Raw genomic sequence first — 16482 nt, 5'->3', positions numbered from 1 at the left:
GCCCCCGGGACACCGCCTGATCCGCCGTCACCTTCGCCGCCTCGTGGCACCGACCCCGAGGAGCGCCGCCGCGTGAGCCGGTACGACCACCTCGCCTACACCCCGGCGGTGCGCCGGGTCCAGCAGGAGATGGGCAGCGCCACGGCGGCCGACCGCCGCCTGCGGGGGCCGGGCGAGGAGGCCGAGCCGCTCACCGGCGCCGAGGCCGACTTCATCCGCGGCCTCGACGGCTTCCTGTTCGCCAGCGTGGGCGAGACCGGCTGGCCGTACGTCCAGTTCCGGGGCGGCCCGGCGGGGTTCGTCCACGTCCTGGACGAGCACACCCTCGGCTACCTGGACGTCCGGGGCAACCGGCAGTACATCACCACCGGCAACCTGCGCGCCGACGACCGGGTCGCGCTCTTCTTCCTCGACCACGCCCGCCAGACCCGCCTCAAGCTGTTCGGCCACGCCACCGCCGTACCGGCCGGCGCGGACCCGGCGCTGGCCCGGCGGCTGGGCTCGCCGCGCACCGACGGCACGGTCGAGCAACTCGTCACCATCCGGGTCAAGGCCACCGCCTGGAACTGCCCCCACCACATCACCCCCCGCTTCAGCCGACGCGAACTCTCCGACGCCCTGGCCCCGGTCCACGACCGCGTCGCCCGGCTGGAGCGGGAGAACGCCGCCCTGCGCGCGGAACTCGCCACCCGGCACGACACCGCCTGGGACCACACCGCCTCGGACAACACCACCGGACACGACACCGCCGGACACGACACCGCCCGGGACGACCGCCACCGACACCCCGACCGATGAAGACCACGATCAACGACCGAAGGCCCGAACAGTCATGGAACAGTGCCTGACCGACCCCACCGCGGCCGCGACACCCTCGCGACTCCAGGACCGGCCCGCCGGAGCGCCGCCGACCGGAGAACCGTCGACCGGGGAACCGGCGATCTGGTCCCGCAACTTCCGCCGCTACTTCACCGCCCGCAGCGCCGGCCTGCTCAGCTGGGCCATGCTGCCGGTCGCGGTCTCGGCCGGCCTGCTCAGCGGCGGGTACGGCCTGGACACCGCGGGCTACGCGATGGCCTTCCTGGTGGCCCCGTTCGCCGGACTGGTGCTGTTCGGCGGGGTGCTCGCCGACCGGTTCACCGCCCGCCGAATGATGATCATCGCCGACCTGGCCAACCTCACCGCCCACCTGCTGCTCGCCGTCCTGTTCACGCACGGCATCGACCACCTCTGGCAGCTCTACGCGCTACTGGTGGTGGCCGGAACCGCCAACGCGCTGTTCCAGCCGGGCTCCGCCTCGACCGTCCCGCTGGTGGCCCGGGACGTCCAGGGCGCCAACGGGGTGCTGCGCACCTCCGAGGCGCTCACCGGGCTGGGCGGCCCGGCGCTGGCCGGCGTCCTGGTCGGCTTCGGAGCCACCGGCTGGGTGATGGTGATCTCCGCCGTCGCCTACGGCACCAGCGCGGTCTGCCTGTTCGCGCTCCGGCTCGGACCGGTCCCCACCCCGCCGGCCGGCGGGAGCCTCTGGCGCGACCTGGCGATCGGCTGGCAGGAGTTCCGCGCCCGGAGCTGGCTCTGGGGCGTGATCGCGATCTGGATGTTCTTCGCGGTGCTCTCCTGGGGACCACAGCTCTCGGTGGCCGCCGGCGTCATCGTGGTCGAGCACGGCGCGACCGCCTTCGGCCTGCTCAACGCCGCACTGGGCGCCGGCACCGTGGCCGGCGGCCTGCTGGCGATCCGCTACAAGCCCGAACGCCCGCTCGCCGCCGGGGCCGTGGCGATGCTGACCTACCCGCTCTACCCGCTCGGCATCGTGCTCGGCTGGCCGGTCTGGCTGCTCGCCGCCGCCCAGGTCGCGGTCGGCGCCGGGATCGGCGTCTGGGGCGTCATGTGGGCCACCAGCGTGCAGACCCAGGTGCCGGGCGAGGTGCTCAACCGCGTCCACGCCTACGAGGTCGCGGGATCCGTCGGCATGTACCCGATCGGCAGCGCGCTGGCCGGCCCGGCCGTCGGGGCCTTCGGCACCGACCGCGTGCTCCTGGTCGGCGTCGCGGTCGCCCTCCTCACCGCCCTCGCCCTCCTGACCGCCCGCCCGATCCGCACCCTCGGCCGCATCCCGACCCGCACCTGAACCGGACAACACGAAAGCCCCAGGTCGCTGACCTGGGGCTTTCGGTACGGAGCGGGCGACGAGAATCGAACTCGCGCTATAAGCTTGGGAAGCTCATGTTCTACCATTAAACTACGCCCGCCTGACGAGCCGTCACAGACCGCTCGATCTGCCCTCACTGTACCCCATGCGTGACGCCCGTTGCACAGGTGACCCGGGGCCGTGGCGGAGCCGCCCGGGGCGGGGGCGGAGGCGTACTGTGTGGGCCGCGTGAGAGTGCTCCGGCGGGTGGGTTCCGGGGCGGCGAGGCATCCTGCGGAATGTCCGGAACATCCCCTAATGTGACGCTGCCCCGAGCGCTCCGCCGTTCGGGGTGCGATGAGTACGGGTGAGTACCGGGTAAGGATGGGAAGGGGACCGATGGAGCAGCGCGCCGTCGTTCGTTGTGCCGAGGGGCACTTGTTCAGCACCACCACGTTCCCGATGCAGAACCTCGGGCCGGGCCGGCTGGGGCCCGGGCGGCTGATCCGCTGTCCGCAGTGCGGACGGCTGCGCAGTTCGGTGCTGGCCGACGTACGGGAGCTGTCCGCGCCGCAACTGGCCCGGGCGATGCGGCTGGAGGCCGCGGAGTTCCTGGCCTGACGGCGGACACCAGGACGGAACGGGCCCCGGGCGATTCGTCCGGGGCCCTGTCGTGCACGTAACCTCGAAGCGTGCTGCTCTCTGACAAGGACATTCGGGCCGAGATCGACAAGGGCCGGGTCATGATCGACCCGTTCGACCCCTCGATGATCCAGCCCTCCAGTATCGATGTGCGGCTGGACCGCTTCTTCCGGGTGTTCGAGAACCACCGGTACCCGCACATCGACCCCTCCGAGGAGCAGCCGGACCTGACCCGGCTGGTCGAGCCGGAGGGCGACGAGGCGTTCATCCTGCACCCCGGCGAGTTCGTGCTGGCGTCGACCTACGAGGTCATCACGCTGCCGGACGACGTGGCCTCGCGGCTGGAGGGCAAGTCCAGCCTGGGCCGGCTCGGCCTGCTGACGCACTCCACGGCCGGCTTCATCGACCCCGGCTTCAGCGGGCACGTCACGCTGGAGCTGTCGAACGTCGCGACGCTGCCGATCAAGCTGTACCCGGGGATGAAGATCGGACAGCTCTGCCTGTTCCGGCTCTCCTCGCCCTCCGAGCACCCCTACGGCTCCGCGCGGTACGGCTCGCGCTACCAGGGCCAGCGCGGCCCGACGCCGTCCCGCTCGTTCCTGAACTTCCACCGCACGAAGGTCTGAGCGGAGCGGAGGCAGCACGCGGCACGCACGACGGGCGGCCACCCCTGGACGAAGGGGTGGCCGCCCGCGGCGTTCAGGCCCGCTCGGGGCGGGTGACGGCGACCAGCTCGCTGCCGTCCTCGGAGAGCCGCAGCTCGGTGCGGAGCCCGGCCAGCTCGCCGAGGTGGTGCAGGTGGGTGCCGCCGCAGAAGATCTGCGCGGAGCCCTCGGGCAGCTCGCAGTGCCACTGGCGGCGGGCGGTGAGCTCGGGGCCGGGCACGTCGATGCGGACCGGGGCGTCGGCGGCCACCCAGGCGGCCAACTGCCGGTTGACCTCGTCGGTGAGGGCGGGCAGGGCGTCGGCGAGGGCCGGGAAGTCCTCGGTCGCCTCGGCGGTGAACCCCTTCTTGCGGAGCGACTTGCCGAGCCGGTAGGTGTCGGTGCTCGCCTCGGTGTCCATCACCGAGGAAGCCATCGCGAGGCTGTCGAAGTCCGGGTTGCCGAAGGCGTCGGAGCGGCCCGGGTCCTTGCGCCAGCGCGGTGCGAGGGCGGCGTTCAGGGCGAGGGCGAGCAGGTGGCAGCCGCTGTGCGAAGCGCAGAGCGCGGCACGCCGGCCGGGGTCGACGGCGAGGGCCGCGGTCTTGCCGGCGAGGTCGCCCGGGTCGCCCTCGACCACGTGCAGGACCAGCCAGGACCACTCCTCGTCACCGCGTCGGACCGGGATGTCGGCACCGACCAGCGGCGCGCCGCCGTCCGGGCCCACCGCGCCGGTCAAGCAGTCGACGACGGCCAGTTCGGTGCCGTCCACGGTGAGGGTGCCGAGGTCGGCCGGCTGGTCGGGCCAGGTGTGGTCGAGCGGGTGGAACGGCGTCGCCGCGGTGACGACCGCGGAGCGGCCGCCGTCCAGCGGGTGCACCGCGAGCACCGGGGACTCGCCGGTCACCGCCCCGGCCGGAAAGCTGACGTGGGTGGTGGGGAGGCTCATGCCGGGCTCCGTGCGGGTGAGGGTGGTGGAAGCGGAACGGGCCCCGATGGCGGGGCCCGTCGACCATTCTCCCCCGGGCCCGCGACGGGCGGCCCTCGGTTCCTCAGCCCAGGGTGGGCAGCTTGATCAGCACCAGCAGCGCCAGGAGCTGCAGCACGGCGGCGCCGGCCGCCTTGCCCCACGGCAGGTCGTGCAGCCGGCGCACCATCGTGGTCAGCAGCACCGCGCAGAGCAGCCAGGTGGCCCAGCCGACGACCTGGACGACCATGTTGTCGGACGGCAGCACGAGCGCCAGCAGCAGCCGGGGCGCGTCCGTCGTCCAGCCGATCAGCACCGCCAGGCCGACGGTGGACTTCCACGGGCCGTCCCCGCCGAACTGGCGGGCCAGCGCGAACGTCACGGCGCCGAGGGTGGCACCGGCCAGGGTGAAGCCGATCGCGGCGACGACCATGGCGGTCAGCGCGCTGGTGAAGGTCGAGTTGACCACGTCGTCGTGGGTCAGGCCGATGCCGAGCACGGCCAGCGCGCCGTACAGCAGCGAGACGGTGAGCGCGGGCAGCCAGACCTGGTGGTCGCGGGTGCGGTCGAAGGTCGCGGTCGGGCTGCGGAAGATCCCGATCAGCAGTTCGCGCCAGCGTGGACGCGGGCCCGCGGTGTGCGGGGCGGCCTGGCCGCCGGCCCGGTAGACCGCGACGTTGTCGTCCTGGCCGTAGCCCGGCTCCTGGCCGTAGCCGTAGCCCTGGTCGTGTCCCTGCTCGTAGCCCTGCTGGTACCCCTGGTCGTAGCCGCCCTGCGGGTACCCCTGCTGCGGGTACGGCTGCTGCCCGTACTGCGCCGGGTACCCCTGCTGCGGGTACGGCTCGCCCGCGTACGGGTCCGTGCCGGTCGGGAAGGCCCGGGTGTGACCGGGCTGGTCGGCGGCGTACGGGTCGTACCCACCGGGCCCGCCGCCCTGACCCCCACCGTGCCCCCCGCCCGGCCCGCCGCCCTGACCGCCCGCGGGCGCACCGCCGGGCTCTCCCGGGCGCGGCGCCGTCCCCCGGTGCGGAGCCGTGAAGTACTCCGGACCGTCCTCCTGCCCGTACCCCCCGGGCGCCCCCGCCGAGGGGGGAGGAGCCGACCACCCGCCGCGGGGGTCGGCGCCCTGACCGCTGTCGTATCGATTACCAGCCACGGTTCGAAGGTACCCGCCCGGCCCGCTCCGCGTCGGTCGGGCACCGAGCCGGGGCCGGTTTGCAGCGAGCCTGTGACGACGGTGCTCCCCCGCCCGGCGCCGGAGCGCGGACGGGGGAGGCCGGGGCCCCGGGCGCCGCGGCGCCGGAGCTACCGCTGCGCGCTCACGGCCGGCGCGTGCACCGCCGCGGCCGCCGAGGCACCGGCCGGGCAGCCGCCCGGACCGGCCGAGGTGCGGACCGCGCCGACCGGCAGCAGCGTCCCGCAGGCGACCCGGATGCCGGTCGGCAGCTCGTTGTCCGACTCGACGATCGCGCCGTCGCCGATCACCGCGCCGTCCAGCGCCGTGCGGTCGCCGACGGTCGCGTAGGCACCCACGATCGAGTCCTTGACCAGGGTGTCCGGGCCGATCGACGCGCCGGGCAGGATCACGCTGCCCTCGACGATCGCGCCGGCCTCGACCACCGCGCCCTCGGAGACCACGGTGCCGCCGCTCAGCACCGCGCCGGGGTGGACGGTCGCACCGGGCAGCAGCAGGGCGTCGCCGGTGGGGCCGGGGACGGCCGGGGAGTCGACCTTGCCGAGCACGAGGTCGGCCGAGCCGCGGACGAAGGCCGCCGGCGTGCCGAGGTCCAGCCAGTACGAGGTGTCCACCACGCCGCGCAGCAGCGCGCCGGTGGCCAGCAGCTCGGGGAAGGTCTCGCGCTCGACGGAGACCTCCCGGCCGGCCGGGATGCGGTCGATGACCGAGCGGGTGAAGACGTAGCAGCCGGCGTTGATCTGGTCGGTGACGATCTGCTCGGGCGTCTCCGGCTTCTCCAGGAACTCCAGCACCCGCCCGTCGCCGTCGGTCGGGACGAGCCCGAAGGCACGCGGGTCCTCGACCCGGGTGAGGTGCAGCGTGACGTCGGCCCCGGCGGCCACGTGGCCGTCGCGCAGGGCGGCGATGTCGACGCCGGAGAGGATGTCCCCGTTGAAGACCAGGACCGGCTCGTCGGGGCCGCAGGTCAGCCCGGAGGCGGCGTTGCGGATGGCGCCGCCGGTGCCGAGCGGCTCCCGCTCGGTCAGGTAGACCAGCTCGATGCCGTACGGGGTCCCGTCCTGGAAGTGGTCCTCGAAGACCTCGGCCAGGTAGGAGGTGGCGAGCACCACGCGGGTCACCCCGGCCGCGGCCGCGCGGGCCAGCTGGTGCGCGATGAACGGGACGCCCGCCACGGGCAGCATGGGCTTGGGGGTGTGGGTGGTCAGCGGACGCAGTCGCGTGCCCTTACCACCGACCAGCATGATCGCCTCGGTCATGGTCTGCGCTGTTCCCCTTGTGGTCTCCGCGGCCCGGCCCGGCGGGCCGGTACCTCCGTCAGTGGTCTGGACACCCGCCCGGACGGCCGGAACGGGTCGACCGGCACGGGGCCGGTCCGGCGCCTACTGTATTTCCTTCCCACGCGGGCGCTGCCGGGCGGTCCGCCGGTTGGTGCCCCGCCCGGTGCGCGGCGGCCCGGGGAACGCGGTGCGAAGTCGGGTGGAAAGCCGGGTGGGACCCGGTGGGAGCCGGGCGAAAAGCCCGGCCCGGCGGGCGCTCGTCGCACCCACCGGGCCGGGCAGTTGTAGCAGAACTGTCGAACAGCCGAACAGCCGGGCCGGCGCCACCGGTCAGGCGTCGACGGTCTCCACCGTCTCGGCCGGCGGCGCCGCCTTCACCGAGTCGAGCAGCAGCTGGGCCACGTCGACCACCTTGAGGTGCTCCTTGGCCGCGCCCTCGTTCTTCTTCCCGTTGACCGAGTCGGAGAGCATCACCAGGCAGAACGGGCAGGCGGTGGAGACGATGTCCGGGTTGAGCGACAGCGCCTCGTCCACGCGCTCGGTGTTGATCCGCTTGCCGATGCGCTCCTCCATCCACATCCGCGCACCGCCGGCGCCGCAGCAGAAGCCGCGCTCCTTGTGCCGGTGCATCTCCTGCTGGCGCAGACCCGGGACCTTGTCCATGATCTCGCGCGGCGGGCTGTAGACCTTGTTGTGCCGGCCCAGGTAGCAGGGGTCGTGGTAGGTGATCAGGCCCTCGACCGGGTTCACCGGGACGAGCTTGCCCTCGTCGATCAGGTGCTGCAGCAGCTGGGTGTGGTGGATGACCTCGAAGTGGCCGCCCAGCTGCGGGTACTCGTTGGCGATGGTGTTGAAGCAGTGCGGGCAGGTGGCGACGATCCGCTTCTTCGGAGCGTCCTCCAGCGCCGCGTTCAGGGTCTCGACGTTCTGCGCGCCGAGCATCTGGAAGAGGAACTCGTTGCCCAGGCGACGGGCGGAGTCACCGGTGCAGGACTCCTCCTTGCCGAGGATCGCGAACCGCACGCCGGCGGTGTGCAGCAGCTCCGCGAAGGCCTTGGTGGTCTTCTTGGCGCGGTCCTCCAGGGCGCCGGCGCAGCCGACCCAGTAGAGGTACTCGACCTCGGCGGGGTCGATGTCCTCGCCGATCACCGGCACCTCGATGCCGGTCTCCTTCTTGAGCTCCTTGACCCAGTCCAGGCGCGCCTTGGTGGCCATGCCCCACGGGTTGCCCTTGTTCTCCAGGTTCTTGAGCATCGTCCCGGCCTCGGTCGGGAAGGAGCTCTCGATCATCACCTGGTAGCGGCGCATGTCGACGATGTGGTCGATGTGCTCGATGTCCACCGGGCACTGCTCGACGCAGGCGCCGCAGGTGGTGCAGGACCAGAGCACGTCGGGGTCGATGACCCCGCCCTCCTCGGCGGTGCCGATCAGCGGGCGCTCGGCCTCGGCGAGCGCCCCGGCGGGCACGCCGGCCAGCTGCTCGGCGGTGGCCCGCTCCTCGCCCTCCATGTCCTTGCCGCCGCCCGCGAGCAGGTACGGCGCCTTGCCGAAGGCGTGCTCGCGCAGGCTCATGATCAGCAGCTTGGGCGAGAGCGGCTTGCCGGTGTTCCAGGCGGGGCACTGGGACTGGCACCGGCCGCACTCGGTGCAGGTGGAGAAGTCGAGGATGCCCTTCCAGGAGAAGTGCTCGACCTGGGAGACGCCGAACACGGCGTCGTCCGCCGGGTCCTCGAAGTCGATCGGGGCGCCGCCGCTGGTCATCGGCCGCAGGGCGCCGAGCGCGGTGCCGCCGTCCTCCTCGCGCTTGAAGTAGATGTTGAAGAAGGCGAGGAAGCGGTGCCAGGCCACGCCCATCGACGGGTTGACGCCGATGGTGATCGCCCAGGCGAAGGAGATGCAGATCTTCAGCATCGCGAAGAGGTAGATCAGGTTCTCCAGCGTGCCGTGCGACAGGCCCTTGAAGGCCAGCACGAGCGGGTAGGAGATCAGGTACTTCGCCTCGTACGAGCCGACGTTCTCCAGCGCGCCCTCCAGGCCGCGCAGGATCATGATGCAGAGGCCGATGCCGAGGATCGTGTACTCGACGTAGAAGGCCTGCCAGGCGATCGAGCCGGCGAACCGGGACTTGCGGCCGGACCGCGACGGCAGGCTGAGCAGCCGGATCACGATCAGGGTCGCGATGCCCAGGGTGGTGAGCGTGCCGACCAGCTCGGTGAAGAGCTCGTACGGCAGCCAGCCGCCGAGCACCGGCAGCACGAACTCGGCGTCGAACAGCTGGAAGAAGGCGGTCAGCAGGGTCAGGCCGAGGGTGAAGAAGCCCACCGCGACGAACCAGTGCGCGATGCCGACGACGCCCCAGCGGTTCATCCGGGTGTGGCCGACGAACTCGACCGCCACGGTCTTCGCCCGCTGGGCGGGCACGCCGAACCTGGTGGGGTCCGACTGGCCGGTCCGCACCACCCTGAAGATGTACATCGCCGCACGGGCGGCGAGCGCGGTGCCGATCACGAACGTGACCAGCGAGATGACGATCGCTGCTAGCTGCATCGGCTCTCCGTCTCCTGCGGCTTCCCTGGTGAGCAGTCTCTGACCCGGTGAGTGTACTCGTCGGTAACTTCGCGGGCCGACGGCCCGGACATTACCGCCCGCCGGCACTCCTCCAGAAGATGCCCAAGGTATGGCGGCAGTCACGCGAGTCCCTACGCGCCACGCCTTCCGGGCGGGTCGCCCGGAGTTTGCGGCTCAGCAAAGTTGAGCGCCAACGACTCATAGCTGTTGACGCTCTCCGCCGAGTCGTGCATCCTTGAGCCTGTAAAGCTCAACTCTTTCGTGGAGGTACCAACGATGGCACGCGCGGTCGGCATCGACCTCGGTACGACGAACTCGGTCGTCAGCGTCCTTGAGGGTGGCGAACCCACCGTCATCACGAACGCCGAGGGTGCGCGGACCACGCCGTCCGTCGTGGCCTTCGCCAAGAACGGCGAGGTGCTCGTCGGCGAGGTGGCCAAGCGCCAGGCGGTCACCAACGTCGACCGGACCATCCGCTCGGTCAAGCGCCACATGGGCACCGGGTGGAAGATCAACCTGGACGGCAAGGACTTCAACCCCCAGCAGATCAGCGCCTTCGTGCTGCAGAAGCTGAAGCGGGACGCCGAGGCCTACCTGGGCGAGACGGTCACCGACGCCGTCATCACCGTCCCGGCGTACTTCTCCGACTCGGAGCGCCAGGCCACCAAGGAGGCCGGTGAGATCGCGGGCCTCAACGTCCTGCGCATCGTCAACGAGCCCACCGCGGCCGCCCTGGCCTACGGCCTGGACAAGGACGACCAGACCATTCTGGTCTTCGACCTCGGCGGCGGCACCTTCGACGTGTCCCTGCTGGAGATCGGCGACGGCGTCGTCGAGGTGAAGGCCACCAACGGTGACAACCACCTCGGCGGTGACGACTGGGACCAGAAGGTCGTCGACCACCTGGTGAAGGTCTTCCAGGCCGGCCACGGTGTCGACCTGTCCAAGGACAAGATGGCCCTCCAGCGTCTGCGCGAGGCGGCCGAGAAGGCCAAGATCGAGCTGTCCTCGTCCTCCGAGACCTCGATCAACCTGCCCTACATCACGGCCTCCGCCGAGGGCCCGCTGCACCTGGACGAGAAGCTCACCCGGGCCCAGTTCCAGCAGCTGACCGCCGACCTGCTGGAGCGCTGCAAGACCCCGTTCCACAACGTGATCAAGGACGCCGGCATCTCGCTCTCCGAGATCGACCACGTCGTCCTGGTCGGTGGCTCCACCCGGATGCCGGCCGTCGCCGAGCTCGTCAAGGAGATGACCGGCGGGCAGGACGCCAACAAGGGCGTCAACCCGGACGAGGTCGTCGCCATCGGCGCCGCGCTCCAGGCCGGTGTCCTCAAGGGCGAGGTCAAGGACGTCCTGCTGCTCGACGTCACCCCGCTGTCCCTCGGCATCGAGACCAAGGGCGGCATCATGACCAAGCTGATCGAGCGCAACACCACGATCCCGACCAAGCGCTCCGAGATCTTCACCACGGCCGAGGACAACCAGCCGTCGGTGCAGATCCAGGTCTACCAGGGCGAGCGCGAGATCGCCGCGTACAACAAGAAGCTCGGCATGTTCGAGCTGACCGGTCTCCCGCCGGCCCCCCGCGGCCTGCCCCAGATCGAGGTCACCTTCGACATCGACGCCAACGGCATCATGCACGTCGGCGCGAAGGACCTCGGCACCGGCAAGGAGCAGAAGATGACCGTCACCGGCGGCTCCGCGCTGCCGAAGGACGACATCGAGCGCATGATGCGCGAGGCCGAGCAGTACGCGGAGGAGGACCACAAGCGCCGCGAGTCGGTCGAGACCCGCAACCAGGCCGAGCAGCTCGTCTACTCGACCGAGAAGTTCATCGCGGACAACGCGGACAAGCTCCCGGCCGACGTCAAGACCGAGGTCGAGGCCGCCATCGGCGAGCTCAAGGAGGCCCTGAAGGGCGAGGACATCGCGGCCATCCGCGAGGCCTCCGAGAAGGTCTCCACCACCGCCCAGAAGCTCGGCCAGGCGCTCTACGCCAACGCCGACGCCGCCGGTGCCGCCCCGGCCGGTGACGCCGCCGGCGCCAAGGACGACGACGTGGTCGACGCCGAGATCGTGGACGACGAGAAGCCCAAGGGCGGTGCGGCATGACGGAGAAGCCGCAGGGTGCTGAGCCCGGCGACGACTCCGCCGCCGAGGAGGCCGTGATCGAGGCCGCCGAGGAGGCCGCCTCGGCCGGTGCCGAGACCGGTGACGCGACCGCCGCCAAGCGCGAGCTCGCCGAGCGGACCGCCGACCTCCAGCGTCTTCAGGCCGAGTACCAGAACTACCGCAAGCGGGTCGAGCGGGACCGTCTGACGGTCCGCGAGATCGCGGTCTCCAACATCCTGGAGTCCCTGATCCCGGTGCTGGACGACATCGGCCGGGCCCGCGAGCACGGCGAGGTGACGGGCGGCTTCAAGTCCGTCGCCGAGTCGCTGGAGACGGTCGTGGCCAAGCTGGGCCTGCAGCAGTTCGGCAAGGAGGGCGAGCCCTTCGACCCGACCATGCACGAGGCGCTGATGCACAGCTACTCCTCGGACGTCACCGAGGACACCTGCGTGCAGATCCTCCAGCCCGGCTACCGGATCGGCGAGCGGATCATCCGCCCGGCGATGGTGGCGGTCGCGGAGCCCCAGCCGGGCACCCAGACCACCTCCGCGCCGGACGCCGAGTCGGCGAAGTCCGCGGAGTCGGACAAGGCCGACGGTGGCTCGGAGAGCTGACACCCCGTGCGCTGCGGAGTCGTACGCCGGCCAGTACGGCGGCCGGCTCCGCAGCGCCGTATCCGTTGACCCGGTTCCCCGTGGCGGGGTGTCCGGTGGATCCGCGGCGGGCCGGCCCGCCCGCGCCGGATCCCTACCTGTTGACTCCGGGAGGTGGCGGCAGCCATGAGCGGGCGTAACGAGCGAATCGACCACCGAGGGCGCGCGTTGCGCGAAGCGGCTGCCGGACGAAGCGAGGCGGGCGCATGAGCGGCAAGGACTACGTGGAGAAGGACTACTACAAGGTCCTCGGCGTGCCCAGCGACGCCTCCGCCACCGAGATCAAGAAGACGTACCGCAAGCTGGCGCGCGAGTTCCACCCCGACGCGAACAAGGGCGACACCAAGGCCGAGGACCGCTTCAAGGACATCTCCGAGGCCTATGACGTCCTGTCGGACGACAAGCGCCGCAAGGAGTACGACGAGGCGCGCACCCTCTTCGCCAACGGCGGCTACCGCTCCGGCGGTCCCGGCGGCGGCAACTACAGCTTCGACTTCGGCGACCTCTTCACCGGCAGCCAGGGCGGCGGCCAGGGCGGCGGCGGGATCGGCGACGTCTTCGGCGGCCTCTTCAACCGGGGCGGCCGGCAGCCGCAGCCGCGGCGCGGCGCCGACGTCGAGACCGAGGTGACGCTCTCCTTCGAGGAGGCGGTGGACGGCGCGACCGTCCCGCTGCGGATGACCAGCCAGGCCGCCTGCCGGACCTGCAGCGGCACCGGCGCCAAGGCCGGTACCACCCCGCGGGTCTGTCCGACCTGCGTGGGCGCCGGCACCGTCAGCCGCGGCCAGGGCGCCTTCGCCCTCTCCGAGCCGTGCCGCGACTGCCGCGGCCGCGGCATGATCGTCGACGACCCGTGCGCCGACTGCCACGGCAGCGGCCGGGCCAGCTCGGCCCGCACCATGCAGGTCCGGATCCCGGCCGGCGTCCAGGACGCCCAGCGCATCCGGCTCAAGGGCAAGGGCGCCCAGGGCGAGCGCGGCGGCCAGTCCGGCGACCTCTACGTCACCGTGCACGTCGACGCGCACCCCGTCTTCGGGCGCAAGGCCGACAATCTGACCGTGACCGTGCCGGTGAGCTTCCCCGAAGCCGCTCTGGGCGGCACCATCGAGGTACCGACGCTCAACGGCCCCTCGGTGAAGCTCAAGCTGCCCCCGGGCAGCGCCAACGGCCTCACCCTGCGGGCCCGCGGCAAGGGCGCCACCCGCAAGGACGGCACCCGGGGCGACCTCCTGGTCACCGTGGAGGTCGCGGTGCCCCAGCACGTCACCGGCGACGCGCTGACGGCCCTGGAGCAGTACCGCGAGGCCACCGCCTCCGACGACCCACGAGCCGCCCTGTTCAAGGCGGCGAAGGGAGCGTGACGACCAGATGACCCCCGACAGCGGCCCGATCGGCCCCGGAATCGGCGAAGGCCTGCCCGGCGGCGCCCCGCGCGCCCGCCGTCCGGCGGCGCCGCCGCACTACGTCCTTACCGAGGACACCCCGGTCTACGTGATCTCGGTCGCCGCCGAGCTCTCCGGTCTGCACCCGCAGACGCTGCGCCAGTACGACCGCCTCGGCCTGGTCTGTCCCGACCGCACCGCCGGCCGCGGCCGGCGGTACTCCAGCCGCGACATCCAGCAGCTGCGCGAGGTCCAGCGGCTCTCCCAGGACGAGGGCATCAACCTGGCCGGGATCAAGCGGATCATCGAACTGGAGAACCAGGTCACCGCGCTCCAGTCCCGGATCGCCGAACTGGTCGACTCGCTCGAGGGCGCCGCCTCCGCGCTCCAGCAGCGCGAGGCCGCCGTCCACGCCTCCTACCGGCGGGATCTCGTCCCGTACCAGCCGCCGACCCAGTCCAGCGCGCTGGTCGTCTGGCGTCCCAAGCGGTAACCCCGCCACCACGGCACCCGCCGCCGGCTCCCTCCTGATCGGGGGGTGCCGGCGGCTCGCTTGTCTGTGAGAGAGTGCTGGACCGGAGCGTGCCCCTGGCAGGCAGTGCTGTCGGTGGCAGTCCTACTGGCCGTGATCGCAACCTAGGATGCCTGGTACAACCGACTTTAGAACGTTGACCACTTGTCCGGTCGACGACAGGGAGCCGAAGATGAGTGGGCGAGAGCAGCCCGGTCCCGCAGCTGGCGGATCGCGAATACTGTCTGCGGATGCCCGAACGCTCTATCTCAGGACCGTCCACGGCAATGGCCGGCTGGGGACCGACGCCGGCCCCGCCGAGAGCGCCGCGCTCCGCGAGCTCATGGACCTCGGTCTGCTCATTCCCGACAGCGACGAACCCGGCTCGCTCATCGCGGTCGACCCGGCCCAGCTCTCCTTCAGCCTGAGCTCGGCCTACCAGCGCCAGGCCCTCGATCTGCTGGCCCGGGCGGTCGCCCTGCCGGCCGACCTCAGTGAATTGGCCGACGCCTTCCACAGCCCCGATCAGGCCGGCGGCCCCATCGAATACGTCCAGGGCAAGGCGCTCATCAATCAGCGCCTCCAACAATGCATGGCCACCGGTATGACCGAGGGACTCGCCATGCAGCCGGGCGGCCCGCGCCCCCCGGAGCTGCTCGCCGCGGGAATGGAACGGGACCTCAAGAGCCTGCAGCAGGGCGCTTCGATGCGCACGATCTACAACGCCAGCACCCGGTACCACCAACCCACCCGTGAATACGTGTCACGACTGGCGAAGGAGGGTTATCAGTTTCGCACTCTGGACGAACCGTACGCCCGCCTCATCATTGTCGACCGGCGTCTCGCGGTAATTCCGGTGGGCGATGACGATCTCGCCGCTTTCATCCACGACCCGGCGGTCATCAAATATCTCGTGGAAGAGGTATTCGAGCGCAACTGGGGGCGGGCGCTGGAGTTCGACGGCGACACCACCGTCCCGCAGCAGGTGGTCTCCCGGCTGCGCCAGACGATCATCGACCTGCTTCTTTCCGGTACGAACCATCGGGTCATCGCCCGCAGACTCGGTATCAGCGAGCGCACGCTGGCGAGACATATAGCCGAGATGCGGGAGGACTACAACGTCGACTCCCTGTTCCAGCTGGGCTACATGCTCGGCCGGGCCGCGCGGCACAGACCCGAGTGAGCGACCCCGAGGACGGCGGGCGCCCGCGCCTGGAGCCTTTCGGCACTGAACATCGGCAATGACGGGGAGCGGTCAGCCCCAGTTCATGTCATTGGCGACGAGGTAAACCGCAGCCTGGGTGCGGGAATCATCGGCACCTGCGTCCACCTGTGACTGCGCGCTGCTTGACATGACGCAGACACCGATCAAAGCTCCAGCCGCGACGGCAATCGGAAGCACGACCTTGCGCACAAGCTTGGACATACGGGACACCAGCCCACTCCTTTCCGAAAGTTGCTCAAGCTGAACTAATAGCACTGGAGTCCACATGATGCCGCACATCGAGTTGTGGTGTCACCTCCCCGTTGTCCTCCGGCGGCGTCATCTCCCTGCCAGGCAGCCAGATGACAGGGCAGAAACCTGGACGCGGCCGCGACCGCTGATAGACGATCAGTTCGCCCCCGATGGTCCAGCACCAGGTCAAAAACCTGTTGCTGTACGGTCAATTCTTCATCACCACAGGGCACTGGATCCACCTGAAGCAGCAACTACTCTCAACGCCTGCCGGCACCGTCCCCCAATCCGGTCGGCCTTCCCCCGGAGTCGACATGACCGAGCCCTACCTGCGTCACCACGACAGCCAGGCCCCCGAGGGCCGGCGTGCACGCGTGTTCCTGGCCGCGCCGCTGATGCGGCTGACCGGCCCGGCGGACAGCGTGGTGACCCTGGCCAGCCGGACGCGGCTGACGACACTTCGCACCACTCTCCTGCGCAGCGGCGCCGCCGTGTACAGCGCCCACCACAGTGACGCCTGGACCGTCGCCGGCCGGGCCCCCGAGCCCCGGGTGCCGTCGGACTTCCGCGCGCTGCAGTCCGCCGACCTGGTCTTCGCCTACGTCGGCGCGCCGCTCTCGGCCGGCGTGAGCCTGGAGCTGGGCTGGGCGTCGGCCCTGCGCAAGCCGATCGTCCTGCTGGTGGACGAGGCGATCACGCACAACCCGCTGATCGCCACCATCGAGCAGGTCGCCCCGGTGCTGCCGCTGGTCTTCGACGACACCTGGTCGCAGGAGGCCCTCCACCACACCGTGGAGACCGCCCTCGACTGGGCCGGCATGGCGCTCTCGCTGCGCGAGGGCTTCTGGACCGCGCCCGGCGACCAGTTCAGCGTCCCCCGGCAGCAGCCCCCGGTGGTCGGCCCGACCGGCTACTGGCCCACCGGCGCGGCGACCGGCTGA

General features: G+C 71.3%; 14 protein-coding genes, 1 tRNA gene and 1 pseudogene. 10 read left to right on the top strand and 6 right to left on the bottom strand.

Features of this window, described 5'->3' with window-relative positions:
• Window positions 1-72 precede the first annotated feature (72 nt).
• Window positions 73-798: a pyridoxamine 5'-phosphate oxidase family protein gene (locus ACIQTO_RS01105; RefSeq protein WP_402381175.1), complete on the top strand. Its 726-nt coding sequence runs from the start codon at window positions 73-75 to the stop codon at window positions 796-798.
• Window positions 799-832: 34 nt separating this feature from the next.
• Window positions 833-2131 carry an MFS transporter gene (locus ACIQTO_RS01100; RefSeq protein WP_402381172.1) on the top strand — a complete coding sequence of 433 codons (1299 nt, stop codon included), beginning with the start codon at window positions 833-835 and terminating at the stop codon, window positions 2129-2131.
• A 50-nt stretch (window positions 2132-2181) separates the two neighbouring features.
• Here ACIQTO_RS01100 and ACIQTO_RS01095 read toward each other — a convergent pair.
• Window positions 2182-2252: transfer RNA gene (locus ACIQTO_RS01095), tRNA-Gly, on the bottom strand.
• A 278-nt stretch (window positions 2253-2530) separates the two neighbouring features.
• On the opposite strand from ACIQTO_RS01095, the gene ACIQTO_RS01090 reads away from it, so the two are divergent.
• Window positions 2531-2752, top strand: a complete 222-nt coding sequence (locus ACIQTO_RS01090; RefSeq protein ID WP_363603827.1) for a hypothetical protein — start codon at window positions 2531-2533, stop codon at window positions 2750-2752.
• 71 nt (window positions 2753-2823) lie between these two features.
• Window positions 2824-3399 (top strand): dCTP deaminase, encoded by a 576-nt coding sequence (gene dcd, locus ACIQTO_RS01085; protein ID WP_402381169.1) that lies wholly within the window; start codon window positions 2824-2826, stop codon window positions 3397-3399.
• Between the two features lie 73 nt (window positions 3400-3472).
• Here the strand turns inward: dcd and ACIQTO_RS01080 are convergent, their stop codons facing one another.
• The 4 genes and pseudogenes from ACIQTO_RS01080 to ACIQTO_RS01065 all read right to left on the bottom strand — a co-directional run bounded on the left by ACIQTO_RS01080 (window position 3473) and on the right by ACIQTO_RS01065 (window position 9403).
• Window positions 3473-4363 carry a metal-dependent hydrolase gene (locus ACIQTO_RS01080; RefSeq protein ID WP_402381166.1) on the bottom strand — a complete coding sequence of 297 codons (891 nt, stop codon included), beginning with the start codon at window positions 4361-4363 and terminating at the stop codon, window positions 3473-3475.
• A 103-nt stretch (window positions 4364-4466) separates the two neighbouring features.
• Window positions 4467-5537, bottom strand: a complete 1071-nt coding sequence (locus tag ACIQTO_RS01075) for a YIP1 family protein (RefSeq protein ID WP_402381163.1) — start codon at window positions 5535-5537, stop codon at window positions 4467-4469.
• A gap of 224 nt (window positions 5538-5761) precedes the next feature.
• Window positions 5762-6835 (bottom strand): annotated as a pseudogene (locus tag ACIQTO_RS01070) (sugar phosphate nucleotidyltransferase); the annotation flags it as partial.
• Between the two features lie 351 nt (window positions 6836-7186).
• Window positions 7187-9403, bottom strand: a complete 2217-nt coding sequence (locus tag ACIQTO_RS01065) for a (Fe-S)-binding protein (RefSeq protein ID WP_402381162.1) — start codon at window positions 9401-9403, stop codon at window positions 7187-7189.
• 297 nt (window positions 9404-9700) lie between these two features.
• Here ACIQTO_RS01065 and dnaK point away from each other — a divergent pair, with 297 nt between their 5' ends.
• From dnaK to ACIQTO_RS01040, 5 genes are all read left to right on the top strand, one after another.
• Entirely contained in the window at window positions 9701-11539 is a 1839-nt protein-coding gene (gene dnaK, locus ACIQTO_RS01060) for a molecular chaperone DnaK (RefSeq protein WP_380572578.1), read from the top strand.
• Window positions 11536-12153: a nucleotide exchange factor GrpE gene (gene grpE, locus ACIQTO_RS01055; protein WP_402381160.1), complete on the top strand. Its 618-nt coding sequence runs from the start codon at window positions 11536-11538 to the stop codon at window positions 12151-12153. The genes dnaK and grpE overlap by 4 nt, the downstream gene beginning before the upstream one ends.
• A 245-nt stretch (window positions 12154-12398) precedes the next feature.
• Window positions 12399-13553, top strand: a complete 1155-nt coding sequence (gene dnaJ, locus ACIQTO_RS01050; RefSeq protein WP_402381157.1) for a molecular chaperone DnaJ — start codon at window positions 12399-12401, stop codon at window positions 13551-13553.
• Between the two features lie 7 nt (window positions 13554-13560).
• Window positions 13561-14067: a heat shock protein transcriptional repressor HspR gene (locus ACIQTO_RS01045; RefSeq protein WP_402381155.1), complete on the top strand. Its 507-nt coding sequence runs from the start codon at window positions 13561-13563 to the stop codon at window positions 14065-14067.
• A gap of 211 nt (window positions 14068-14278) precedes the next feature.
• A complete protein-coding gene (locus ACIQTO_RS01040; protein ID WP_402381152.1) occupies window positions 14279-15268 on the top strand; it encodes a hypothetical protein in 990 nt (329 codons plus the stop codon).
• A gap of 72 nt (window positions 15269-15340) precedes the next feature.
• Here ACIQTO_RS01040 and ACIQTO_RS01035 read toward each other — a convergent pair whose 3' ends face one another.
• A complete protein-coding gene (locus tag ACIQTO_RS01035; RefSeq protein WP_402381149.1) occupies window positions 15341-15511 on the bottom strand; it encodes a hypothetical protein in 171 nt (56 codons plus the stop codon).
• Window positions 15512-15855: 344 nt separating this feature from the next.
• On the opposite strand from ACIQTO_RS01035, the gene ACIQTO_RS01030 reads away from it, so the two are divergent.
• The gene (locus ACIQTO_RS01030; RefSeq protein ID WP_360635537.1) at window positions 15856-16482 is read left to right on the top strand and encodes a hypothetical protein; all 627 of its coding nucleotides are present in this window, start codon (window positions 15856-15858) and stop codon (window positions 16480-16482) included.

This window comes from Kitasatospora sp. NPDC091207 (assembly GCF_044768625.1).
Lineage (GTDB): Bacteria > Actinomycetota > Actinomycetes > Streptomycetales > Streptomycetaceae > Kitasatospora.
Note: the sequence above shows the minus strand (reverse complement) of the source record. Positions and strands in the feature narration are given on the sequence as shown.

Coding starts and splice junctions, on each gene's coding strand:
- ACIQTO_RS01100 (WP_402381172.1), top strand. CDS start 833: ATGGAACAGTGCCTGACCGACCCCACCGCGGCCGCGACACCCTCGCGA.
- grpE (WP_402381160.1), top strand. CDS start 11,536: ATGACGGAGAAGCCGCAGGGTGCTGAGCCCGGCGACGACTCCGCCGCC.
- ACIQTO_RS01045 (WP_402381155.1), top strand. CDS start 13,561: ATGACCCCCGACAGCGGCCCGATCGGCCCCGGAATCGGCGAAGGCCTG.
- ACIQTO_RS01065 (WP_402381162.1), bottom strand. CDS start 9,403: ATGCAGCTAGCAGCGATCGTCATCTCGCTGGTCACGTTCGTGATCGGC.
- dnaK (WP_380572578.1), top strand. CDS start 9,701: ATGGCACGCGCGGTCGGCATCGACCTCGGTACGACGAACTCGGTCGTC.
- ACIQTO_RS01080 (WP_402381166.1), bottom strand. CDS start 4,363: ATGAGCCTCCCCACCACCCACGTCAGCTTTCCGGCCGGGGCGGTGACC.
- ACIQTO_RS01030 (WP_360635537.1), top strand. CDS start 15,856: ATGACCGAGCCCTACCTGCGTCACCACGACAGCCAGGCCCCCGAGGGC.
- ACIQTO_RS01035 (WP_402381149.1), bottom strand. CDS start 15,511: ATGTCCAAGCTTGTGCGCAAGGTCGTGCTTCCGATTGCCGTCGCGGCT.
- dnaJ (WP_402381157.1), top strand. CDS start 12,399: ATGAGCGGCAAGGACTACGTGGAGAAGGACTACTACAAGGTCCTCGGC.
- ACIQTO_RS01040 (WP_402381152.1), top strand. CDS start 14,279: ATGAGTGGGCGAGAGCAGCCCGGTCCCGCAGCTGGCGGATCGCGAATA.
- ACIQTO_RS01090 (WP_363603827.1), top strand. CDS start 2,531: ATGGAGCAGCGCGCCGTCGTTCGTTGTGCCGAGGGGCACTTGTTCAGC.